Source organism: Kyrpidia spormannii, from assembly GCF_002804065.1.
Taxonomy (GTDB): domain Bacteria; phylum Bacillota; class Bacilli; order Kyrpidiales; family Kyrpidiaceae; genus Kyrpidia; species Kyrpidia spormannii.
In genome coordinates, this window is the sequence record NZ_CP024955.1 from 1,876,219 (window position 1) to 1,896,221 (window position 20,003).

Annotated in this window: 14 protein-coding genes and 1 rRNA gene; 1 reads left to right on the forward strand and 14 read right to left on the reverse strand. The window is 62.0% G+C overall.

The window, feature by feature from the left end; genetic code table 11:
* Positions 1 to 76: 76 nt before the first annotated feature.
* From CVV65_RS09530 to CVV65_RS09540, 3 genes are all read right to left on the reverse strand, one after another.
* A 16S ribosomal RNA gene (locus CVV65_RS09530) occupies positions 77 to 1,624 on the reverse strand.
* Positions 1,625 to 2,082: 458 nt separating this feature from the next.
* Positions 2,083 to 3,468 carry an allantoinase AllB gene (gene allB, locus CVV65_RS09535; RefSeq protein ID WP_100667931.1) on the reverse strand — a complete coding sequence of 462 codons (1,386 nt, stop codon included), beginning with the start codon at positions 3,466 to 3,468 and terminating at the stop codon, positions 2,083 to 2,085.
* A 29-nt stretch (positions 3,469 to 3,497) separates the two neighbouring features.
* Entirely contained in the window at positions 3,498 to 4,751 is a 1,254-nt protein-coding gene (locus CVV65_RS09540) for an MFS transporter (protein WP_100667932.1), read from the reverse strand.
* A 358-nt stretch (positions 4,752 to 5,109) separates the two neighbouring features.
* On the opposite strand from CVV65_RS09540, the gene CVV65_RS09545 reads away from it, so the two are divergent.
* Positions 5,110 to 6,771 carry a PucR family transcriptional regulator gene (locus tag CVV65_RS09545; protein WP_198591988.1) on the forward strand — a complete coding sequence of 554 codons (1,662 nt, stop codon included), beginning with the start codon at positions 5,110 to 5,112 and terminating at the stop codon, positions 6,769 to 6,771.
* Here CVV65_RS09545 and CVV65_RS09550 read toward each other — a convergent pair.
* The 11 genes from CVV65_RS09550 to pyrR form a co-directional block, all read right to left on the reverse strand.
* On the reverse strand, positions 6,708 to 7,664 hold the full coding sequence (locus tag CVV65_RS09550; RefSeq protein ID WP_100667934.1) for a dihydroorotate dehydrogenase: 957 nt from the start codon (positions 7,662 to 7,664) through the stop codon (positions 6,708 to 6,710). The two genes, CVV65_RS09545 and CVV65_RS09550, sit on opposite strands and share 64 nt — an antisense overlap.
* Entirely contained in the window at positions 7,654 to 8,448 is a 795-nt protein-coding gene (locus tag CVV65_RS09555; RefSeq protein WP_100667935.1) for a dihydroorotate dehydrogenase electron transfer subunit, read from the reverse strand. The genes CVV65_RS09550 and CVV65_RS09555 overlap by 11 nt, the downstream gene beginning before the upstream one ends.
* Positions 8,445 to 9,773, reverse strand: coding sequence for a Zn-dependent hydrolase (locus CVV65_RS09560; RefSeq protein WP_100667936.1), 1,329 nt, complete (start codon positions 9,771 to 9,773; stop codon positions 8,445 to 8,447). The genes CVV65_RS09555 and CVV65_RS09560 overlap by 4 nt, the downstream gene beginning before the upstream one ends.
* A 254-nt stretch (positions 9,774 to 10,027) precedes the next feature.
* Positions 10,028 to 10,774: an orotidine-5'-phosphate decarboxylase gene (gene pyrF / locus CVV65_RS09565; RefSeq protein WP_100667937.1), complete on the reverse strand. Its 747-nt coding sequence runs from the start codon at positions 10,772 to 10,774 to the stop codon at positions 10,028 to 10,030.
* Entirely contained in the window at positions 10,771 to 11,697 is a 927-nt protein-coding gene (locus CVV65_RS09570) for a dihydroorotate dehydrogenase (protein ID WP_100669366.1), read from the reverse strand. Before CVV65_RS09570 ends, pyrF begins: the two co-directional genes overlap by 4 nt.
* On the reverse strand, positions 11,697 to 12,500 hold the full coding sequence (locus tag CVV65_RS09575; RefSeq protein WP_133121272.1) for a dihydroorotate dehydrogenase electron transfer subunit: 804 nt from the start codon (positions 12,498 to 12,500) through the stop codon (positions 11,697 to 11,699). The genes CVV65_RS09570 and CVV65_RS09575 overlap by 1 nt, the downstream gene beginning before the upstream one ends.
* Positions 12,469 to 15,792: a carbamoyl-phosphate synthase large subunit gene (carB, locus tag CVV65_RS09580; protein ID WP_100667939.1), complete on the reverse strand. Its 3,324-nt coding sequence runs from the start codon at positions 15,790 to 15,792 to the stop codon at positions 12,469 to 12,471. The genes CVV65_RS09575 and carB overlap by 32 nt, the downstream gene beginning before the upstream one ends.
* Positions 15,785 to 16,909 (reverse strand): glutamine-hydrolyzing carbamoyl-phosphate synthase small subunit, encoded by a 1,125-nt coding sequence (gene carA / locus CVV65_RS09585; RefSeq protein WP_100667940.1) that lies wholly within the window; start codon positions 16,907 to 16,909, stop codon positions 15,785 to 15,787. The genes carB and carA overlap by 8 nt, the downstream gene beginning before the upstream one ends.
* Positions 16,906 to 17,940 (reverse strand): aspartate carbamoyltransferase, encoded by a 1,035-nt coding sequence (gene pyrB, locus CVV65_RS09590; RefSeq protein ID WP_100667941.1) that lies wholly within the window; start codon positions 17,938 to 17,940, stop codon positions 16,906 to 16,908. Before pyrB ends, carA begins: the two co-directional genes overlap by 4 nt.
* Complete coding sequence (uraA, locus tag CVV65_RS09595; RefSeq protein WP_407928343.1) at positions 17,940 to 19,259, reverse strand: uracil permease; 1,320 nt, start codon at positions 19,257 to 19,259, stop codon at positions 17,940 to 17,942. The genes pyrB and uraA overlap by 1 nt, the downstream gene beginning before the upstream one ends.
* 159 nt (positions 19,260 to 19,418) lie before the next feature.
* Positions 19,419 to 19,994 carry a bifunctional pyr operon transcriptional regulator/uracil phosphoribosyltransferase PyrR gene (gene pyrR, locus CVV65_RS09600; protein ID WP_100667943.1) on the reverse strand — a complete coding sequence of 192 codons (576 nt, stop codon included), beginning with the start codon at positions 19,992 to 19,994 and terminating at the stop codon, positions 19,419 to 19,421.
* Positions 19,995 to 20,003 lie beyond the last annotated feature (9 nt).

Below are 20,003 nucleotides of genomic sequence, written 5' to 3' on the forward strand. Positions count from 1 at the left end.
ACGATGAAGGAGCCTCGCTCCCTCAGAATCAAACAGTACGCGCACCCCAACCCCTTCTCTTTGCCTTGCTCCCTAGAAAGGAGGTGATCCAGCCGCACCTTCCGATACGGCTACCTTGTTACGACTTCACCCCAATCATCGACCCCACCTTCGGCGGCTGGCTCCGCCCTCTCGGTCGGTTGCCCCACCGACTTCGGGTGTTGCCGACTCTCGTGGTGTGACGGGCGGTGTGTACAAGGCCCGGGAACGGATTCACCGCGGCATGCTGATCCGCGATTACTAGCGATTCCGCCTTCATGCAGGCGAGTTGCAGCCTGCAATCCGAACTACGAACGGCTTTCAGGGATTCGCTCCAGGTCGCCCCTTCGCTCCCCGTTGTACCGCCCATTGTAGCACGTGTGTAGCCCAGGACATATGGGGCATGATGATTTGACGTCATCCCCGCCTTCCTCCGGCTCCTCGCCGGCAGTCCCCTGTGAGTGCCCACCTCTCGTGCTGGCAACACAGAGCAAGGGTTGCGCTCGTTGCGGGACTTAACCCAACATCTCACGACACGAGCTGACGACAACCATGCACCACCTGTCTCCTCTGTCCCCGAAGGAAACCCCTCATCTCTGAAGGTGTCAGAGGGATGTCAAGCCCTGGTAAGGTTCTTCGCGTTGCTTCGAATTAAACCACATGCTCCACCGCTTGTGCGGGCCCCCGTCAATTCCTTTGAGTTTCAGCCTTGCGGCCGTACTCCCCAGGCGGAGTGCTTATTGGGTTTCCTTCGGCACGGATGGGCATCCCCACCCACACCTAGCACTCATCGTTTACGGCGTGGACTACCAGGGTATCTAATCCTGTTCGCTCCCCACGCTTTCACGCCTCAGCGTCAGGTGTCGTCCAGCAAGGCGCCTTCGCCACCGGTATTCCTCCTGATCTCTACGCATTTCACCGCTACACCAGGAATTCCCCTTGCCTCTCCGACCCTCAAGCCATGCCGTATCCGAGGCCCCTCAGCGGTTGAGCCGCTGCCTTTCACCTCGGACGTGCATCGCCGCCTGCGCGCCCTTTACGCCCAGTGATTCCGGACAACGCTCGCCCCCTACGTCTTACCGCGGCTGCTGGCACGTAGTTTGCCGGGGCTTCCTCCTTGGGTACCGTCCCTCACCGAGTCCCCTCGGTGCCCTCGTCCCCAAAGCCAGAGGTTTACAACCCGAAGGCCTTCTTCCCTCACGCGGCGTCGCTCCGTCAGGCTTTCGCCCATTGCGGAAGATTCCCTACTGCTGCCTCCCGTAGGAGTCTGGGCCGTGTCTCAGTCCCAGTGTGGCCGCCCACCCTCTCAGGCCGGCTACGCATCGTCGCCTTGGTGAGCCGTTACCCCACCAACCAGCTAATGCGACGCGGGCCCACCCGACAGCGGGTTTCCCCTTTCCCGCAAAAAGCATGCGCCCTTTGCGCCTATCCGGAATTAGCGCCCGTTTCCAGGCGTTGTCCCGGTCTGCCGGACAGGTTGCCCACGCGTTACTCACCCGTCCGCCGCTGGCCTCCCCGGGGCAAGCCCCGAGGCGACCCGCTCGACTTGCATGTATTAGGCACGCCGCCAGCGTTCGTCCTGAGCCAGGATCAAACTCTCCGTGAAAAGATTCATCCGGGCTAAAAGTGGCGTACTGTTTGATTCTCAAGGATCGAGGTGCCGCTTCGAGCGGCGACGAGAGATACTTTATCAAATCCCGGCTGATGATGCAACCGGTAGTTCGTGGAAACGCCCGCGACGTCTGCCGCGCACATTTTCCGGCCGCCTCGGGGGTGAGCCCATCGGGGCAGCGAGGAAAATTATAGGCCCTTTGAGGGCCCGGACACAACCCGGGCGATCCCCGAATTCGGCAGAGAAACCGGCTTCATTCGCCCCCATGCGCCCGCACGCTTGGGAATGCGCAATTTTTCATTGCCGGATGCGGCGCTGCGCCCCAGCCTCGGCATCACAGAGATGGGCGGCTTCCTCAAGTCCGCCGGCGACAGACTTCCCCACATTGAGACGACCCATTCCCGACGCCTGTCCTCCCGGGGGGCTCGACCCAGCCCGTCCACCGGTCTCCCTCACACCCCCGGCTTCACCAGCCGCCCCACCGGACCCGCGATCGGCCGGCCGTCCTCCATCACCTGGACCCCCCGCACGAAGGCGGCCACCGGTGCCCCGCGACCGGACCGGCCCTCATAAGGCTGAACCCGGCTTTTCGAATACAGATCCTCGCCCCGCACCACCCACGTCCGATCCAAGTCCACCACGGTAAAATCAGCGTCGGCGCCGGGCCGGATCACACCTTTTACCCCGTAGAATCCCCAGATCCGGGCGGGGGTTTCCGCCATGAGTTCCACCAGCCGGTTGAGGCTCAACTTCCCCCGCACCACCGCGTCAAGCATCAACGGCACCATAGTCTGAACGCCCAAAAACCCTGCTGGCACACTCCAGATGTCCCCGCTTTTCTCTTCCTCGGTGTGGGGCGAGTGGTCCGATCCGACGGCCTGCAGTTCTCCCGATCGAAGAGCCTCCCAAAGCCGCTTCTGATGATCGCGCTGGCGGATCGGAGGAAGAATCTTCATCCGCACCCCCACCCGCTCCCAATCCTCGTCCGTCAGCATTAAATAATGCGGACAGGTCTCGCCAGTTACCGACCACCCCCGCCGCCGAGCTTCAGCCAGCGCCTCCACCCCGTCCGCCGACGTCATGTGGAGGATGTGCACATGCACCCCCGCCGCCTGGCCCAGCGCCATGGCCGCCTCCGTGGTCAACCGCTCATTCACCGCCGGCCGGGAACGTAAAAATGCATCATAATCGGCTCCCCCCGCCGCCCTCTCCTTCCTGGTCAGCCGGGCGATGAGTTCCCGGTTTTCCGCGTGGACAGCCACCGCCCGCCCCAGCTCCCCGATCACCCGAAAGGCTTCAAAAATCTGCCCTTCGTCCGGAGGCGGGACGATGTCGCCCCCCTCCGCTGCATCGTACACAAGGGCCAAGCTCCTGCGGTCCAAGGCATAACCCCAGAATAACTTAAACCCGATCACCCCGGCCTCGGCGAGCCCCGGGAGCGCCTCCAGGTTCTCGTCCCCCAACACAATCCCGTAAAGCCCATAATCCACGTGGGCTTTGGGAGCGATTTCCTCCACCCGACGGTAAAAATGATCCGCGTCCCTCACAGGTGGTACGCAGTTGGGCATCTCCAGAATCGTGGTGATCCCGCCGGCCGCCGCCGCCCGGGTGGAGTGAGCAAAATCCTCCTTGTGGGTGAGTCCGGGGTCCCGGCTGTGCACGTGTTCGTCGATGAGGCCCGGGAGCACAAACCGCCCGGTGGCATCATACACCCGCCCGGCCTCGGCGCCTTCCAGCATCCCGACTGCGGCGATTTTGCCGTCGACAACCCCGATATCTCCCCGGTACGTTTCCCGGGGCGTCACAATCTGCCCGCCCCGAAGAATGAGATCAAACATCCTGTCCAAACCCCCTTATGCCAGACCGGTTACGTTAGCTCGGCTCCTTTTCGCTCTTGAATCAATAACAGAGTGGTCAATGCCGCAACAACATACACCCCGGAGATCACCCCGATCGCCGAACTCAAGGACTGGTGCAACGCCAGATAACCGATGACGAACGGCGCCAACCCCCCAATGGCTCGTCCCACATTAAATGTAACATTTTCCGCCGTCGATCGTACTTCTGTAGGATAACTCTCGGCGATGAGGGCACCGTACCCGGCCATCATTCCATTGACGAAGAACCCCATGATCGCCCCGCCGATCAGCAGCGCCACCGGAATGGTCTGATGTGTGTACAGCCACACCGCCGCCGCCGAGGCCAACTGAAACAGAATGAAGGACGGTCTGCGTCCCCATCGGTCTGCCAGCCAGCCGAATACGACAATGCCGATCATCATCCCCACCACGGTCACAATCGTCCATACGCCGGATTTGTTAAACGAAAACCCGAGTTGCTTGGCCAACATCGTCGGCACCCAAGTCATGATCCCATAGTATCCGAAATTTTGCACACTGCAAAGAATCGTTAACCCCACCGTGGAGGCCGCCGCTCGGGGGGTGTTGAACAAAAGCGACAAAGGGACCGAACGCGCACCTTGGGTCCGTTGCTGCCACAAGTCTGGCTCCTTGAGACTCCGCCTCGCCCAAGCCGCGAATAACGCCGGAATGACACCGACGAAGAACACGCCCCGCCACCCGAACAGCGGTTGGATCCACAATGATGTCAGGATCGCCAGCACTACCCCTACCTGAAAACCGAGAGCTACCCCGGAAGTGGCCCGGGCCCGGTACCGCGCCGGCCAGGTTTCAGTCACCAAGGTCATCCCTATCCCAAATTCTCCGCCGAGCCCTAGGCCCGCAATGAACCGGAACACGTTCACCCAGGTCAGGTTCGTCGCGAAGGCCGTGAGCCCGGTGAAAACGGCGAAGATTACAATCGACCACGTGAAAGTCCGCACCCGACCCACGGCGTCGGCGAGTATTCCAAAGCCAATCCCGCCGATGACGGCCCCGAACAAAGTTACGGTGGCGATCCCCCCGGCCTGGGCGGTTGTCAAATGAAGATCACTGATCATGGCGGATAAAACCATCGAAAGGATCATCAGATCCAGGCCGTCCATCGCATAACCGATTGCAGACGACCACAACACCTTCCAATGATATGGTGTAACCCGGTCTTTTTGCTCGGGTTCCATCCCGGCCTTTGGAACCTGTACACCCGATGACGAAACTCCCACGAATCCTCCCTCCGATCTGTTACCGCTTTGTTATGTTTTTTTACTTACCATGAATATAGCCGCTACACCCCGCTTTGTCTGTTGGACGATCGGCCAAAACCATTGCCTGCTCTTTGTCGGTCATCAACAATCCACACGGAGCCGACAACGGCTTCGCCGCAGATAGTGCCCGCCAACGGAGTATACCTGACCAAGCATGTGTATCGCAAAGAGCGAACGGGGCCTGTGCAAAGGTGGCCTCCCCAGTATAGCGTTCCCCCAAGAACTGATTCGTGAACGGCGGGGATACCCATATGGCCCCCGCAGCTCCGAAAGGTCCACTTTGTGGTATGATGTCTGGCGTAAGGAGGCGATTCGGTTGTCCTTCACCCTGCGCGAAGCACTTCATTGCGAAGGCCTTCGACTGTGCCGGGTGGTGGCAGGCGTCCGAGGGTTGGACCGGCGCCTTGCCCATGTCACCGTCATGGAAGTCCCTGACATCACCGAGTGGCTCAAGAGCGATGATCTGCTATTGACCAGTCTGTACTCACTGCGAAACGATCCAGCTGCCCGACGTCGGCTGATCCGGGATTTAGCGGACCGGGGTGCCTGCGCCTTGGCGGTCAAAACCCGGCGCTATGTGGACTCTGTCCCGCCGGAGATGGTGGAAGAAGCGGACCAAGCCGGATTCCCCCTGTTGGAGATCCCCCGAGACATCACGTATCTCGACATCATGAACCCGTTAATGCGCGAACTGCTCAGGGATAATTCAACGTCTTTCGTCGACTTGGAACGAGATATGCGTTGGCTAACCGAGATCGCGTTTAGTGGAGCAGGACTGGATCTTCTCTTGAGGTCCTTGGCCTCGGTGCTTCGTCAACCCCTCACCTTTGAAAATGACACCATCCGTTGGTACGGTCGCCTGGAAAACCGGAAGATATCGCCGTTTTCTGCAGAGGATAAACATACACTTCGGGAGATTGCACGGCTCACCCCCATCCAACGCGATTTGGACCAAGAAACAATGGAGTGCATTGCCGCCCCCTTGGTTTTGCACGGCATCCTAGAGGGTTGCCTCACCCTGTGGCCGCAAGAAGGACATATAGAAGAACGGGATTACATGTTATTGGAGCGGGCATCAGCCCTAGTGGCTCTAGAACTCATGAAACAAAAAACCGCCATGGAAGTCGAGCAACGCTACAAGAGTGAATTTTTGGGAGATGTCCTCGCCGGTCGCGGTGACCCCGATGAATTGATCTCCAGGGGGCGAGTGTTTCGATGGAACTTGGATCAAGACTTTTGTGTAGCCGTGATCAGCTTGCTCCCTCGGGAGTCCGAGACGTCCGCGAAAGGCATGCGAGATCGGTCAAGCGAGGGGGACATTCAGGGACGTCTCTTGTCGGAGTTGGCGCGACAGATTGAGGATGCCGTTCAGCAACGGGCATCTGGGGCGGCGGTAGGGGTTCGAGGCAATCGGGTCATTCTTCTATTACCCGTGACAAATGTCCCACAACAGGATTCCCAGGAAGAGAAAAAAGTCGACTCATCCAACGAATCATTCCTGTCCAATTTGCTTCAGGATATCCAAAAACACTGGACGGAGTTTGATCTTGTTGCGGGACTCGGCCGCATTTACCCCGGTGTGCAAGGAATCCCTGTGGCGTACCGGGAGGCCTGCCAGGCCTCCTCCTTCGGCGCCGACGGTCGAGCCCGGCGCCGTATCACCACATTCTGGGATCTGGGTATCTACCGCCTCCTGACCGGTTTTAATCCAGAAGAGATGTCGGGATTTTACCGGGATACCGTCGGTCGCCTGGAGGTTTACGATCAAAAAAACCATACGAACCTGATCGAGACGTTGGAAGCGTATTTCGCCCACAACGGGAGCCTCACGTCCACCTCCCAGGCTTTGTTTATTCACGTCAATACCCTAAAGTATCGCCTCGGGCGCGTAGAGGCCTTGACCGGTCTCAACCCTTACGACTCGGAAGATCGACTGCAACTGCAACTGGCGCTGAAAATACGTCCCTTATTGGCCTGACCGACAATTTCGGTGATCGATTTGAGCCCTTCCCGTTCGACGTACTCGTCGAGGTCACGGATGATTTCCGTCATGCCGCGTGGGTTGACAAAATTATATGTCCCCACCTGAACGGCCCGGGCGCCCGCAAGCAGATACTCCAGGACATCGTCCGCCCTAGAGATGCCCCCACACCCGATGATGGGAATGTTCACGTGCGGATAAATTTGGTACACCATGCGAAGAACAATGGGTTTCACCGCCGGGCCGGACAACCCTCCCGTGACATTGCCGAGCTTCGGTCTCTTGGTATGCGGATCGATCGCCATACCAATCAGCGTATTCGCCACCACCAAGGCGTCCGCCCCGGCCTCCTGGGCCGCCCGGGCAACCGACACCATATCCCCGGTATTTGGCGTTAATTTGGCCCATATTGGAAGATCGGTGGCCTCCCGCACCGCCCGTATGGTCCGATACGTCCCGTCGGCTTCCATGGCCGGAGACCAGCCTCCCACTTCAAGATTGGGACATGAAATATTCACCTCGATGGTCTGAACGCCAGGAACGGTGAGACGGTGGGCCAAACGGGCATACCCTTCCGGACTTTCCCCCGAGATGCTCACCACCAAAGGAGTCTTCCATCGGCGATAAACGGGAAGCTGATCGATTATAAAATTTTCTACTCCTTTGTTTTGGATGCCCACCGCATTCAACATGCCGGCGGGCGTCTCGATACAGCGGGGGCCGGGGTTACCCGCCCTGGGATGCCAAGTCACACTCTTGGTGACCAGCGCCCCCAATTGATCAAAATCGATCCATTCGGCCAAATCCGGAGAAAAGGTACCGGATGCCGGCATAACCGGATTCTTGAGACGAAGGGGACCAACCTGCACACTCAAACGATCAGAGCTCATCCACGATCACCTCGGCAAGGGAAAACACCGGGCCTTCCCGGCAGACGCGAAGGGGATACACCCGTCCTTCTCTGAAAAAAGGTTTGACACAGCAGTAACACATGCCCAGGCCGCATCCCATGTTTTCCTCGAGGGCAACTTGCCCGGGTATCCCATGCGTGTCGGCAAGACGTTGCATCAGCTTGGTCAATCGCCGGGATCCACAAGTGAAGACCGCGTCCACCGACTCCCGATGTAGGATCTCGCGGACCATGCTTTCCACCACGTGTACCTCGCTGGTGCCCTCGACATCCGTCACCGTGGCCACCCGGGCCCCGAGCTCGTGCAGCCGATCGACGGACACGAGTCGATCAGGAGTTCTCGCACTCAAAATGGCGAAAACGTCCATCCCGGATTGAACAGCTTGCTCCGCCAGGGGAGCAAGGGTCGCCAATCCCGCGCCCCGCCCCACGAGCAAAATGCCCCTCCACGCGGAGTCCAGGGAGAATCCTCTCCCTAAAGGGCCAAGTAAGTCAAGGGTATCTCCCGGGACCAACCCGGCCAACAGAGCGGTCCCCCGCCCCCGCACATGGTATAAGAACTCTACCCACCCGCGGTCCTCGTCGATTCCATAGATGCTCATCGGTCGGCGCAAGAGGGGATCCCACTGGGATGATAATCGAAGGTGAAAGAATTGTCCCGGTACAGCCACCACCGCATCCGGAGCCTCCACCACCATGTGTTTGTATCGACGCCCCACCCATTCATTCAGGACAATCCGGCCCTGGTGCAGGTCCGCGCTCATGTCAATCCCCCATCCGCATGGATGGCGTGTCCATCCGTTCGCCCGCCGACGGTGACATCGCCAAGATCGGTGATCCCGGGCCGCTTCGCCACGGCCGCCCCGGTCAAGCGGGTCAAAAACCGATCGAGCACAGCCAAGCCTGGGGCGAGATCTTTTTGGTCGGTCCATTCGTCCGGGTGATGACTGACTCCACCCCGGGAGGGCACGAAGATCATCGCTGCCGGACAGATTTTCCCCATGTTCATGGCATCGTGGCCGGCCCCGCTTGGCATACGGTGGTACGGGACTTCGAGTTCGCGACATGTGCGCTCTAGCTCTTCAATCAATCCTTCGTGCATCACCGTCGGGTCATCTCGCTGCACAATCGAGACCTCCACAGTGACGCCCCGGGTCTGACGGACTTCCTCACAATACGTGAGGAAACGATCCATGGCCCGGTCTTTGACCTCCCTCGAAGTACTTCGGAACTCGCCCCGCATTTCCACCCGGCCCGGGATGGTATTGGTGCTCCCGGGAAACACGTCCACAGACGCTACCGTTCCCACCAGCCAGTGGTCTCGTTCGGAAAGAGCAATCGCCTCCACCGCCTCCACCAATTGCGCGGCGGCCACCAAGGCATCCCGGCGCCGGCCCATGGGCACCGTTCCCGAATGAAGGGCCGTGCCTTCTATCGTCACCCGAAACCGCGTGGGAGCAGCAATCCCCGTGACCAATCCCACCGGGACCCCAAGCCGCTCCAACTCCGGCCCTTGTTCAATATGAAGCTCTACGAAACAAGCGTACTTTCCCGGGGGAAGCACGCAACTCGCAACGCTCCGAGGATCAAACCCCGCCTGTTCCAAGGCTCGACTGAGCGGGACTCCGTTCCGGTCGCTGATTGTATCCAAATCGCCCCCGTTCAGTTGTCCGGTCACGGCGCGACTGCCAAGGGTCGAGACGCCGAACCGGGCGGACTCCTCCGCTGCAAACACCACAATCTCCAAAGGCAATTCAGTTTCCAGCCCAGACTCGTTCCATGATCGGGCAACCTCCAGCGCCGCCAGAACTCCCAAGGCTCCATCGAATACTCCGCCGGCCACCACCGTATCCAAGTGGGATCCCACCGCAACGGCGGGCACCGCCACTCGCCCGGGGCGCCGGGCAAATACATTCCCGAAAGAGTCCTGATGAACCTGAAGCCCGGCCTGTTTAAACCGCTCGATCACCCACATCTTCGCCTGAAGATCATCTTGGGAAAAAGCCAATCGGGTGATGCCCCGACCGGCCCCGGCCCCGATGGTGGCCAGTTCCATCAAATCTCGCCATAGCCGCTCTACAGACGCCACTGGACCTCCCTCTCTTTCCCTTTCATCATAAATCTGGAGGAAAGAGTCCGTCTTTTGGTCGGAAAGACGAAAAGACCCCTTGCCATTTCGTCAGTCCGGACAAGAGGTCTTTTCCTAAAGCAGGGTTATCCCTCGGCATGACTGGGACCTTTTTCCGCGGGTCAGTGGCGTCCACCGCCTTTCCTCGGCACCCTTGGCGAGGCGCTAGCGCTACAATTTTCCGGCCACCACCCGCACATGCCTCCGATCCATCTTCACAATCTGCTCCCTTCCGCGCACTCCGCCAGCACCGCCTCCGCCGCCTCCCTCCAGTCCGGGCTGCGCAAGATGGGCCGCCCGATCACCAGACATCCCGCCCCCCGCTCCAAAGCCTCCCGGGGCGTGGCCACCCGGCGCTGGTCGTCCCCCTCAGCTTGGTAAAACGCCGGGCGAATACCCGGAACCACCGTGAGGAAATCCGGCCCGCACACCTCCCGGATCAGCGGCACTTCCTCCGCCGACGCCACCACCCCGTCCAGTCCGGACTGTTGCGCCAGCCGGGCGTACTGCTGAACCACTTCGGTCATTGACCCCGGAATCCCGAGCTCTTCATTCAACATTTTTTGGTCGGTGCTCGTCAACTGGGTCACCGCCACCACCCGGGGTCGGGGGATCCCCTCCGCAGCCGCCTGGTCAGCCACAGCCCGGAGCACCGTTTCCATCATCCTGCTCCCTCCCGAGGCGTGGACGGTCATCATGTCCACCCCGGACCTGGTGAGCACCGCCGCGGCCCGGGCGACGGTATTGGGAATATCGTGCAATTTGAGATCGAGAAAAATCCGCTGCGCCCCCGCCGCCCGAAGTTCTCGGAGAATGTCGGGACCAAAAAAATAAAACAACTCCATCCCCACTTTGAAACTGGAAAGAACTGGGGACACCGCCCGGACCACTTCCAGCGCCCGCTCCCGGGTATTCACATCGAGGGCCACATAGATTCGTTCCTTTAGAGATGCGGGATTCACTGATTCCACCCCTTCTGCGCCGCTCCGATCAACTCTCGCACCGCCCGGACTCCGTGGTTCCGACACCACGCGGCCAACTCGTCGAGAATATCCACGCACGCCGTGGGTTTGATAAAATTGGCCGTGCCCACCGCTACGGCGCTCGCCCCGGCCATGAAAAATTCCACCGCGTCTTCTCCGCTGGTGATGCCCCCCATGCCGATGATGGGAATCCGGACGACCCGGCTCACTTCGTAGATCATTCGTAAAGCCACGGGTTTAATAGCCGGCCCCGACAACCCCCCGAAAAAATTGGCCAGGATTGGACGCCGCCGTTCGATATCGATGCGCATCCCCACCAAAGTGTTGATCATCGACAGCCCGTCTGCCCCGGCCCGCTCCACAGCCTGGGCCAGCGCAACGATGTCCGTGACGTTGGGGGAAAGTTTCACAAACACCGGAACCCGGCTCACCGCTTTCACCGCCGCCGTCACCTCCGCCGCCATGTCCGGGTCGGTGCCAAAATGCATCCCTCCACACCGGACATTGGGGCACGAAATGTTCAGTTCCAGCCCCGCAACGTCCCGAGAGCGCGAGAGCCGCCGGGCGGTCTCGACGTACTCCTCCACCACCGATCCGGCGACATTGACGATGACCGGCACTCCGTAATGCCGCAGGGCGGGCAACTCCTCGGTGATCACCCGATCCACCCCGGGATTTTGCAACCCAATGGCGTTCAGCATCCCCGACGGGGTCTCCGCCACCCGGGGGGTGGGATTTCCCGGCCTCGGCTCCAGGGTCGTCCCCTTGACCACGATGGCCCCGAGGCGCGACAGATCGTACCACCGGGACATTTCCCGGCCATAAGAAAAACACCCCGAGGCGGGCATCACCGGATTGTGAAGTCGGATTCCCGCCAATTCCACCGAAAGATCGACATCCATCACGAAAATGCCACCTCCTCGGCGGGAAAGACCGGCCCGTCGGCACACACCCGGCGGTACACCAGGGACCCGTCCGCCCTCCGAAGGGGGTGGACGCAGCCCATGCACACCCCTATTCCGCAGCCCATCCGCTCCTCAAGAGACAAATAGCCGGGGAGATGACCCGACAGCTTCCCTTGCACCGCCTGAAGCATGGGACTCGGGCCACAGGCGTAAAAGCGATCGGCTCCCCGAAGAAGATCCTCCTCCAGGGCATCGGTGACCCTGCCGGGCATCCCGGCGCTTCCGTCTTCGGTGAGGAGACGCACCGGCCCCAGGGCGGCCAGCTCATCCACCAGCATCACATCCCGGGCTTCCCGAAAGCCGACCACCGCCGTCACCTCGACTCCCCGGCGGCGGACTTCCCGGGCCAGTTGGATCAGGGGAGGGACCCCAACCCCGCCGCCAATCACCAATACCCGACCATCTCCCGGGTGAAGGGGAAAGCCCCGCCCCAGCGGCCCCAGGACGTCCAGGGCGGATCCGGGCCGGCGCCCGGCGAGCCACCGGGTGCCCGCCCCCACCACCCGGTACACCAGGGCGAATCGCCGATCTGCTACCGCTTCGCTCAGGCTGATCGGTCGCCGCAGGACGTGATCGAGCCCCTCTCCCACCCGGACGTAAAAAAACTGCCCCGGAGACCAGGGAGTGTCTTGCTCCATTTCTATCCAAAGGCGAAACACATCCCGGGTCAGGCGCTCCTGTTCCACCACCTGGACAATCACTCGGCCCTCACCCCCTGTCTCCCGCGGTCTCTGATCCATCGGCCACCCCCGGCGCCCCGCCGGTCACCGGCACCTGGTCGGCCTCTACCTCAACCTCAAGTCCGCATTCCCTCGCTCGAGCACCCGGACCGGGGCGGACAGTGTCTTTGCCGGACCCCGCCGGGAGGGGCTCCACCGCCACCCGCAAGGACTCCAGCACCTCCACCAATGCCCGGGCCGTGTCGAGAGACGTTAAACAGGGAATCCCCCGCTCCACCGCTTCCCGGCGGATCCGGAATCCGTCCCGGCGCGGCTCCCGTCCCCGGGTCATGGTGTTGATCACCAGATCCGCCCCGTCCCGCACCACGTCGAGGATACTGGGAGACCCCTCCTCCACTTTGCGCACCCGGGTCACCGCCACCCCACGGCACTCCAGGAAGTCCGCAGTGCCCTTGGTCGCAATCAACGTGAACCCCAACTCCGAGAGCCGGCGCAGAATCGGCCACGCCTCTTCCTTGTCCTTGTCTGCGACGGTGGCCACGACCCTGCCGCCCATGGGCACGCGAATCCCGGCACCGGCCAACCCTTTGTACAGAGCCCGGGCAAAGGAGACATCCCGGCCCATCACTTCGCCGGTGGATTTCATCTCCGGCCCCAGGGTCACGTCCACCCGGCGGAGCTTGGCAAAGGAGAACACCGGCACTTTCACCGCCGTCTCCTGGCGCTCGGGCACGAGTCCCGGGCGATGGCCCTGGGCGCGGAGAGACTCGCCCAGGATGGATCGCACCGCCGCCTCCACCATGGGGACGCCGGTCACCTTGCTCAAAAAGGGCACCGTCCGGGAAGAGCGGGGGTTGACCTCCAGCACGTACAATTCGTCATTTCGGATGACGAACTGGATGTTGATCAGCCCTTTGACCTCCAGGGCCCGGGCGATGCGCTCGGTGGCGTCCACAATCCGCGCCTTCATCGCCGGAGAGAGGGATTTGGCCGGATAGACGGCGATGGAGTCCCCGGAGTGAACCCCGGCCCGCTCGATATGTTCCATAATGCCGGGGATCAGGACATCCTCCCCGTCGCAGACGGCGTCCACCTCCACCTCGGTGCCCTGGATGTAGCGGTCGATCCACACCGGGCGGTCCGGACCCGCCTCAAAGGCCTCCCGGAGATACCCCTCCAGCTCCTCGGGTTGGTCCACGATCTGCATCGCCCGCCCGCCCAGCACGTAGGAGGGGCGAACCAACAGCGGATAACCGAGATCCTGCGCCGCCCGGCGGGCCTCCTCCAGGCTCCAGGCGGTGCGGCCCCGAGGTCGGGACAGCCCGAGGTCGGCCAACAGCTCGTCGAATTTTTCCCGGTCCTCGGCCCGGTCGATCTGCTCGAGATCCGTCCCGAGAATCCGCACCCCCCGCGCCGCCAGGGCGGCCGCCAAGTTGATCGCCGTCTGGCCCCCGAACTGCACCAGCACCCCCACCGGATTTTCCCGGCGGATGACGTGCATCACGTCTTCCACGTGCAGCGGCTCAAAATACAGCCGGTCTGCGGTGTTAAAATCTGTCGAGACCGTTTCCGGGTTGTTGTTGACGATCACCGCCTCATACCCCGCTTTTTGCAACGCCCACACCGCGTGGACCGAGCAGTAATCGAATTCGATCCCCTGCCCGATGCGGATCGGGCCCGACCCCAAAACCACCACCGCCCGGCCCGTGGCCCCCGGGGCTTCATCCTCTCTTTCCCAGGAAGAGTAATAATAGGGCGTCTCCGCCTCAAACTCCGCCGCGCAGGTATCGACGATTTTGTAAGATGGATAGAGATGAAGATCCCGCCGCCACCCCTCCACGTTCGAAAGGGGGACCCCCGCCAAACGGGCGATGGCGGTGTCCGGCAAACCGAGCACCTTGGCCTGCCGCAGCCGATCTTCCGTCAACCGCTCGGCGAGTTCCGCCTCCATGGCGACGATGTTGCGGATTTTATCGAGGAAGAACAGGTCGATCCCCGTGAGCCGGTGGATCTCATCGTCCTCCCATCCCCGGCGCATGGACTCCGCCACCAGGAAAATCCGCTCATCATCCGCTTCGGCCAGGCGCCGCCGCAGGTCTTCGTCCCCCAGTTCCCCGCTCCCGGGCAGATCCAGAGCGTCCACGCCGATCTCCAGGGAACGGATGGCTTTGAGAAGCGAGGCCTCAAAGGTGCGCCCGATGGCCATCACCTCACCGGTGGATTTCATCTGAGTGCCCAACCGCCGGTTGGCCGTGCTGAATTTGTCAAATGGCCAACGGGGAATTTTCGTGACCACATAATCCAGGGCCGGCTCAAACGAGGCGTAGGTGCGGCCGGTGACCGGATTGACGATTTCATCGAGAAAATACCCCACCGCGATGCGGGCGGCCACCCGGGCGATGGGGTAGCCGGTGGCTTTCGAGGCCAGGGCGCTGGACCGGCTGACCCTGGGGTTGACCTCGATGACATAGTACCGGTCGCTCGCCGGATCCAAGGCGAATTGCACGTTGCATCCGCCCTCGATCCCCAAGGCCCGGATAATCCGCAACGAGGCGCTGCGCAGCAGTTGATAGTCCTGGTCTGAGAGCGTCTGGCTCGGGGCGACGACGATACTGTCCCCGGTGTGGATCCCCACCGGATCCACGTTCTCCATGTTGCACACCACGATGCACGTATCCCGGCCATCCCGCATCACTTCGTATTCGATCTCCTTGAACCCGGCCACGCTCCGTTCGACCAGAATCTGCCGGATCGGGCTCGCCTCCAGCCCCAGGGCCGCCACCTCGGCCAGCTCCTCCGGGCCGGCCGCCAGGCCGCCCCCGGTCCCTCCCAGGGTATAAGCCGGGCGCACGATCACCGGATAACCGATCCGGTCTGCAAACTGAAGAGCTTCTTCCACCTCGGTGACAATGGCGCTCTCGGGCACGGGTTCGCCGATCTCTGCCATCAGCTTTCGGAATTGCTCCCGGTCCTCCGCCCGCTCGATGGCGTGCAGGGGCGTTCCCAAAAGCTCGATGCAAAGCTCCTCCAGCACCCCTCTCCGGGCCAACTCCACGGCCAAATTCAGCCCGGTCTGCCCCCCCAAAGTGGCGAGAAGTCCGTCAGGTCTCTCCCGCCGGGCCACCGCCTCCACCGTTTCCGGAGTGAGGGGCTCGATGTAAACCCGATCCGCCATATGGGGATCGGTCATGATGGTGGCGGGGTTGCTGTTGACCAACACCACTTCGTAGCCTTCTTCTTTAAGCGCCCGGCAGGCCTGGGTGCCGGCGTAGTCGAACTCCGCCGCCTGGCCGATCACGATCGGGCCCGAGCCGATGACGAGGATTTTGTGAATATCATTTCGTTTAGGCATAAACTCGCCCCTCCCCCACCCCGGCCTCCGCGTTGTCGATCTCTTCCAGAAACCGGTCGAACAGCTCCGCCGCATCGTCGGGCCCCGGACGGGCCTCGGGATGAAATTGAACGGAAAAGGCCGGGAGGTGCCGGTGGCGCAACCCTTCCACCGTTCCGTCATTTTGGTTCACATGGGTAACCTCCAAATCCTCTGGAAGTCCCTCCCGGGAGACGACGTAACCGTGATTCTGGGAGGTGATCATCACTCGCCCTGTGGTCAGATCTTTCACCGGATGATTGCAGCCCCGGTGGCCGAAGGACATTTTCTCAGTCCTCCCGCCGCAGGCCAGGGCAAAAACTTGATGGCCGAGACAAATCCCAAAGAGCGGCACCCGCCCGAGAAGTTCCCGTACCGTTTCCGCCGCCTCGGGAATATCCCGGGGATCTCCCGGACCGTTGGAGAGGACCACCCCTTGGGGCCGGAGGGCGAAGATCTCCGAAGCGGGTGTCCAGGCCGGAACGACATAGATGTCGCAGTTCCGGTGCCGGAGGGATTCCAACATGCCGTGCTTCAGCCCATAATCCACCAAGACCACCCTCTTGCCCTGTCCGGGTATCCGATACGGGGCCCGGGCGGTCACCTGGGCCACGTGATCCCGGGGGATCGGCTGCTCCAGGTGCGCCCGGAGCGCTGCTTTATCCGGCAACCCCTCCCCGGGCCCCGTGGACACGAGTGCTCCTTTCATTGTCCCTTCGCGCCGGATGTGCCGGACGAGGCTCCGGGTGTCGATTCCCTCAATCCCCGGGACCCCGTGCCGCCGCAGGTATTCGTCCAACGTCTCCACCGATCGCCGGTGGCTCGGAGTGGGCGCCGCCTCCCGGACCACCACCCCGAAAGCCCGGACTTGCCAGGACTGTTCGACCCCCGGCGCCAGGCCGTAGTTTCCGATCAAGGGGTAGGTAAAGGTCACAATCTGTCTGTAATAAGAAGGATCTGTCAACGTCTCCTGATAGCCCGTCATGCCCGTGGTGAACACCACCTCGCCCACCGAGACGGCCGCAGCCCCAAAGCCTTTCCCTTCAAAGGCCGTCCCATCTTCGAGCAGTAGATACGCCCTTCGCTCTCCGTGCTTCACGCCGGCGTTCCCCCCTTAACCTGTGCCTTTGCCGTCCCTTCTCCTTCGGCGATGCTGAGGGTCCCCATGGCTGGGACCGACAGCGCCTCCGATCCCTCCGGGTACACTTCACCCGCGTCTTCGAGACATTGGCACAACAGGGCCATGCGCACGTACAGCCCCCCTGCGGCCTGGCGAAAATACGCCGCCCGGGGATCCGCATCCACGGCCGGATCAATCTCCCCCGCCCGGGGCAAGGGATGCAGGATCACCGCGTCCGCCCTCATCCGAGCGAGCAGCGACGGATCCAACACATACCGGCCATAGGCCCGTTCATACATTTCCATAGAAGGAAACCGCTCCTTCTGAATCCGGGTCTGGTACAGGACGTCCGCTTGGGCCGCCACCCGGGCCAGATCCGTCTCCCTGGACCAGGAGGTTCCCCGCTCATCAAGATACGCCAGCACGCGATCCGGCACTGGCGTCTCCGGCGGTGAGACAAAATCGATATGAATGTCCCGGAAGAGGGACAACAGGTAGGCCAGGGAATGCACCGTCCGGCCATAGGCCAAATCCCCCACCATCGCCACCCGCAGCCCGTCCATCCGGCCCTTTTCCCGGTAAATCGCGTACAGATCCAAGAGCGCCTGGGTGGGGTGCTCCCCGGGCCCGTCCCCGGCATTAATCACCGGAACCGAGGAGACGGCCGCCGCCCGGGCCGCCGCCCCCTCCTCGTGGTGGCGCAACACGATCACATCGGCGTAGGCGCCGATCACGCGAATAGAGTCTTCCAGGGTTTCCCCTTTGATGGCCGAGGAGAACTGCGCGGCGTTCTCGGTGCTGATCACCTGACCGCCCAGCCGCAGCATCGCCGCTTCAAAAGACAATCGAGTCCGGGTGCTCGGCTCAAAAAACACCGTCGCCATGATTCGCCCCCGAAGGCGGTCCAACACCTGCCCGCCCTTCACCTTCTCTTCGAAAGTCCGGGAGGTTTCAAACAACGCCTCGACTTCAGGCCGGGTAAATTGTTTGGCTCCCAACACGTGCCTCATCAGCCCAGCGCCCCCTCTTCGCCTTTACCTTTCCCCGATTTTCCCCGGGACGCCCCCAGATCCGCCCCGGTCTCTTCACTTCCCGGGCGATCGCCTGACTCCCGGTCTTTTCTCTCTGGAAAAATCGCGTTGAGAATCATGCCGCCAAAGGTGGCCAGAGCCAACCCCCCGATCTCCAGTCCGCCCAGGTGCAGCACCGTGTTCCCCACCACGCCCACACCGAGCACCATGATGACACTGGCGATGGCCAAGTTCCGCGGCCGGGAAAAATCTACCCGGTGCTCCACCATCATCCGCACCCCGGCGGCTGCGATCGTCCCGAACAATAGCACGCTGATCCCACCCATCACCGGCACGGGGATGGAGTGCACCAAGGCGCCCAGTTTGCCGACGAAGGCGAACAGCATGGCGATCACCGCCGCGCCTCCGATCACCCACACGCTGTACACCCGGGTGATGGCCATGACCCCGATGTTCTCCCCGTAGGTCGTGGTGGGAGGTCCGCCGACGAGCCCGGCCACCACCGTGGCGACTCCGTCGCCCAGGAGCGATCGATGCAGCCCGGGGTCCCGCATGAGCGGCTTGCGGACGATGTTTTCCGTCACCAACAGGTGACCGATGTGCTCGGCGATGGTCACCAGAGCCACCGGGGCGATCGTCCACAACGCCAGGGTCGAAGGTTTTGGAGCGACAAAATGCGGCAGTGAAAACCAGGGCGCCTGAGCCACAGCCTGCCAGTCCACCTGGCCCGCCGCCGCGCTGTATAGATAACCGACGATGATGCCAACCAAAATGGGAATCACGTTCAGGAATCCCCGGAAGAAGACCATCGCCGCCATGGCCGCCGCCAGGGCAATTATCGCCGCCAAGTACCCCTCGGCGGCCATGGAGACAGCTGTCCCCGCCAGGCTCAAGCCGATCACCACCACCACGGGTCCCACCACGATGGGAGGAAGGAGTTTCTCCAGCCACGCCGTGCCGAACCGCCCGATGAGAAGCGCCACCGCGATGTACACCACCCCGGACATCGCCGCCCCAAAGAGAGCCTCGCCCATCCCCTGGGCTTTGGACACCGCCAGGATCGGGGCGATGAAGGCGAACGAGGACCCGAGATACGCGGGGATTTTGCCTTTGGTCAGCAGAATGTACAACAGGGTTCCCAACCCGCCGGTGAACAGGGCCACCGAAGGGTCGAGCCCGGTCAGAAAAGGCACCATCACCGTGGAGCCAAACATGGCGAACATATGCTGGGCGCTCAAGGGAAGCGCCCGGCCTAAGGGAAGCCGGTCCTGAACGTCGACGATCCGTCCCATGGTCATTCCTCCTCGATGGCCATAAAAAAACCTCTGCGCCGGCGCAGAGGTTCTCGGCTCCCCGGGGAATCCTCCCCTACAGGTGCCGAATCCCTCCCTTTCCGGCCTCGCGGGACCGTTTTTAAAGGGAGTGTTCATCACTGTGATTGAGAATAAGAATGTCCACTAACAGCCGGGCGGCCGGGCCAATCCGTCCCCCGCCTCCTCGATGACCACGCGGTCGACTCCGTCCACCTCCTGAAGCCTCACCGCCACAGTTTCCTCCCGGGAGGTGGGGACGTTCTTGCCAACATAATCCGGCCGAATCGGCAACTCCCGGTGGCCGCGGTCGATGAGCACCGCCAGCTGAATCGATCGCGGCCGACCCACATCGATCAGGGCATCCATGGCGGCCCGGACGGTGCGGCCGGTGTACAACACATCATCCACCAGCACCACCCGGCGGTTAATCACCGAGACGGGAATGTCGGCGCTTTGGATCCGGGGTTCCCGGGGAGCCTCCCCCGAGCGTTCCCGATCATCCCGATAGTGGGTCACATCCAGAGAGCCCACCGGCACCATCCCTTCTTCAAACGAAGCGATCATCGCGCTCAGCCGCTGGGCGAGGTGAACCCCCCGGGTCCGGATCCCCACCAAGACCACATCCTCGGTGCCTTTATTTCGTTCCACAATTTCGTGGGCGATCCGCACCAGCGCCCGGCGCACCGCCTGGGCATCGAGAATAACCGCCTTCTCCGCCACCGCCACCAC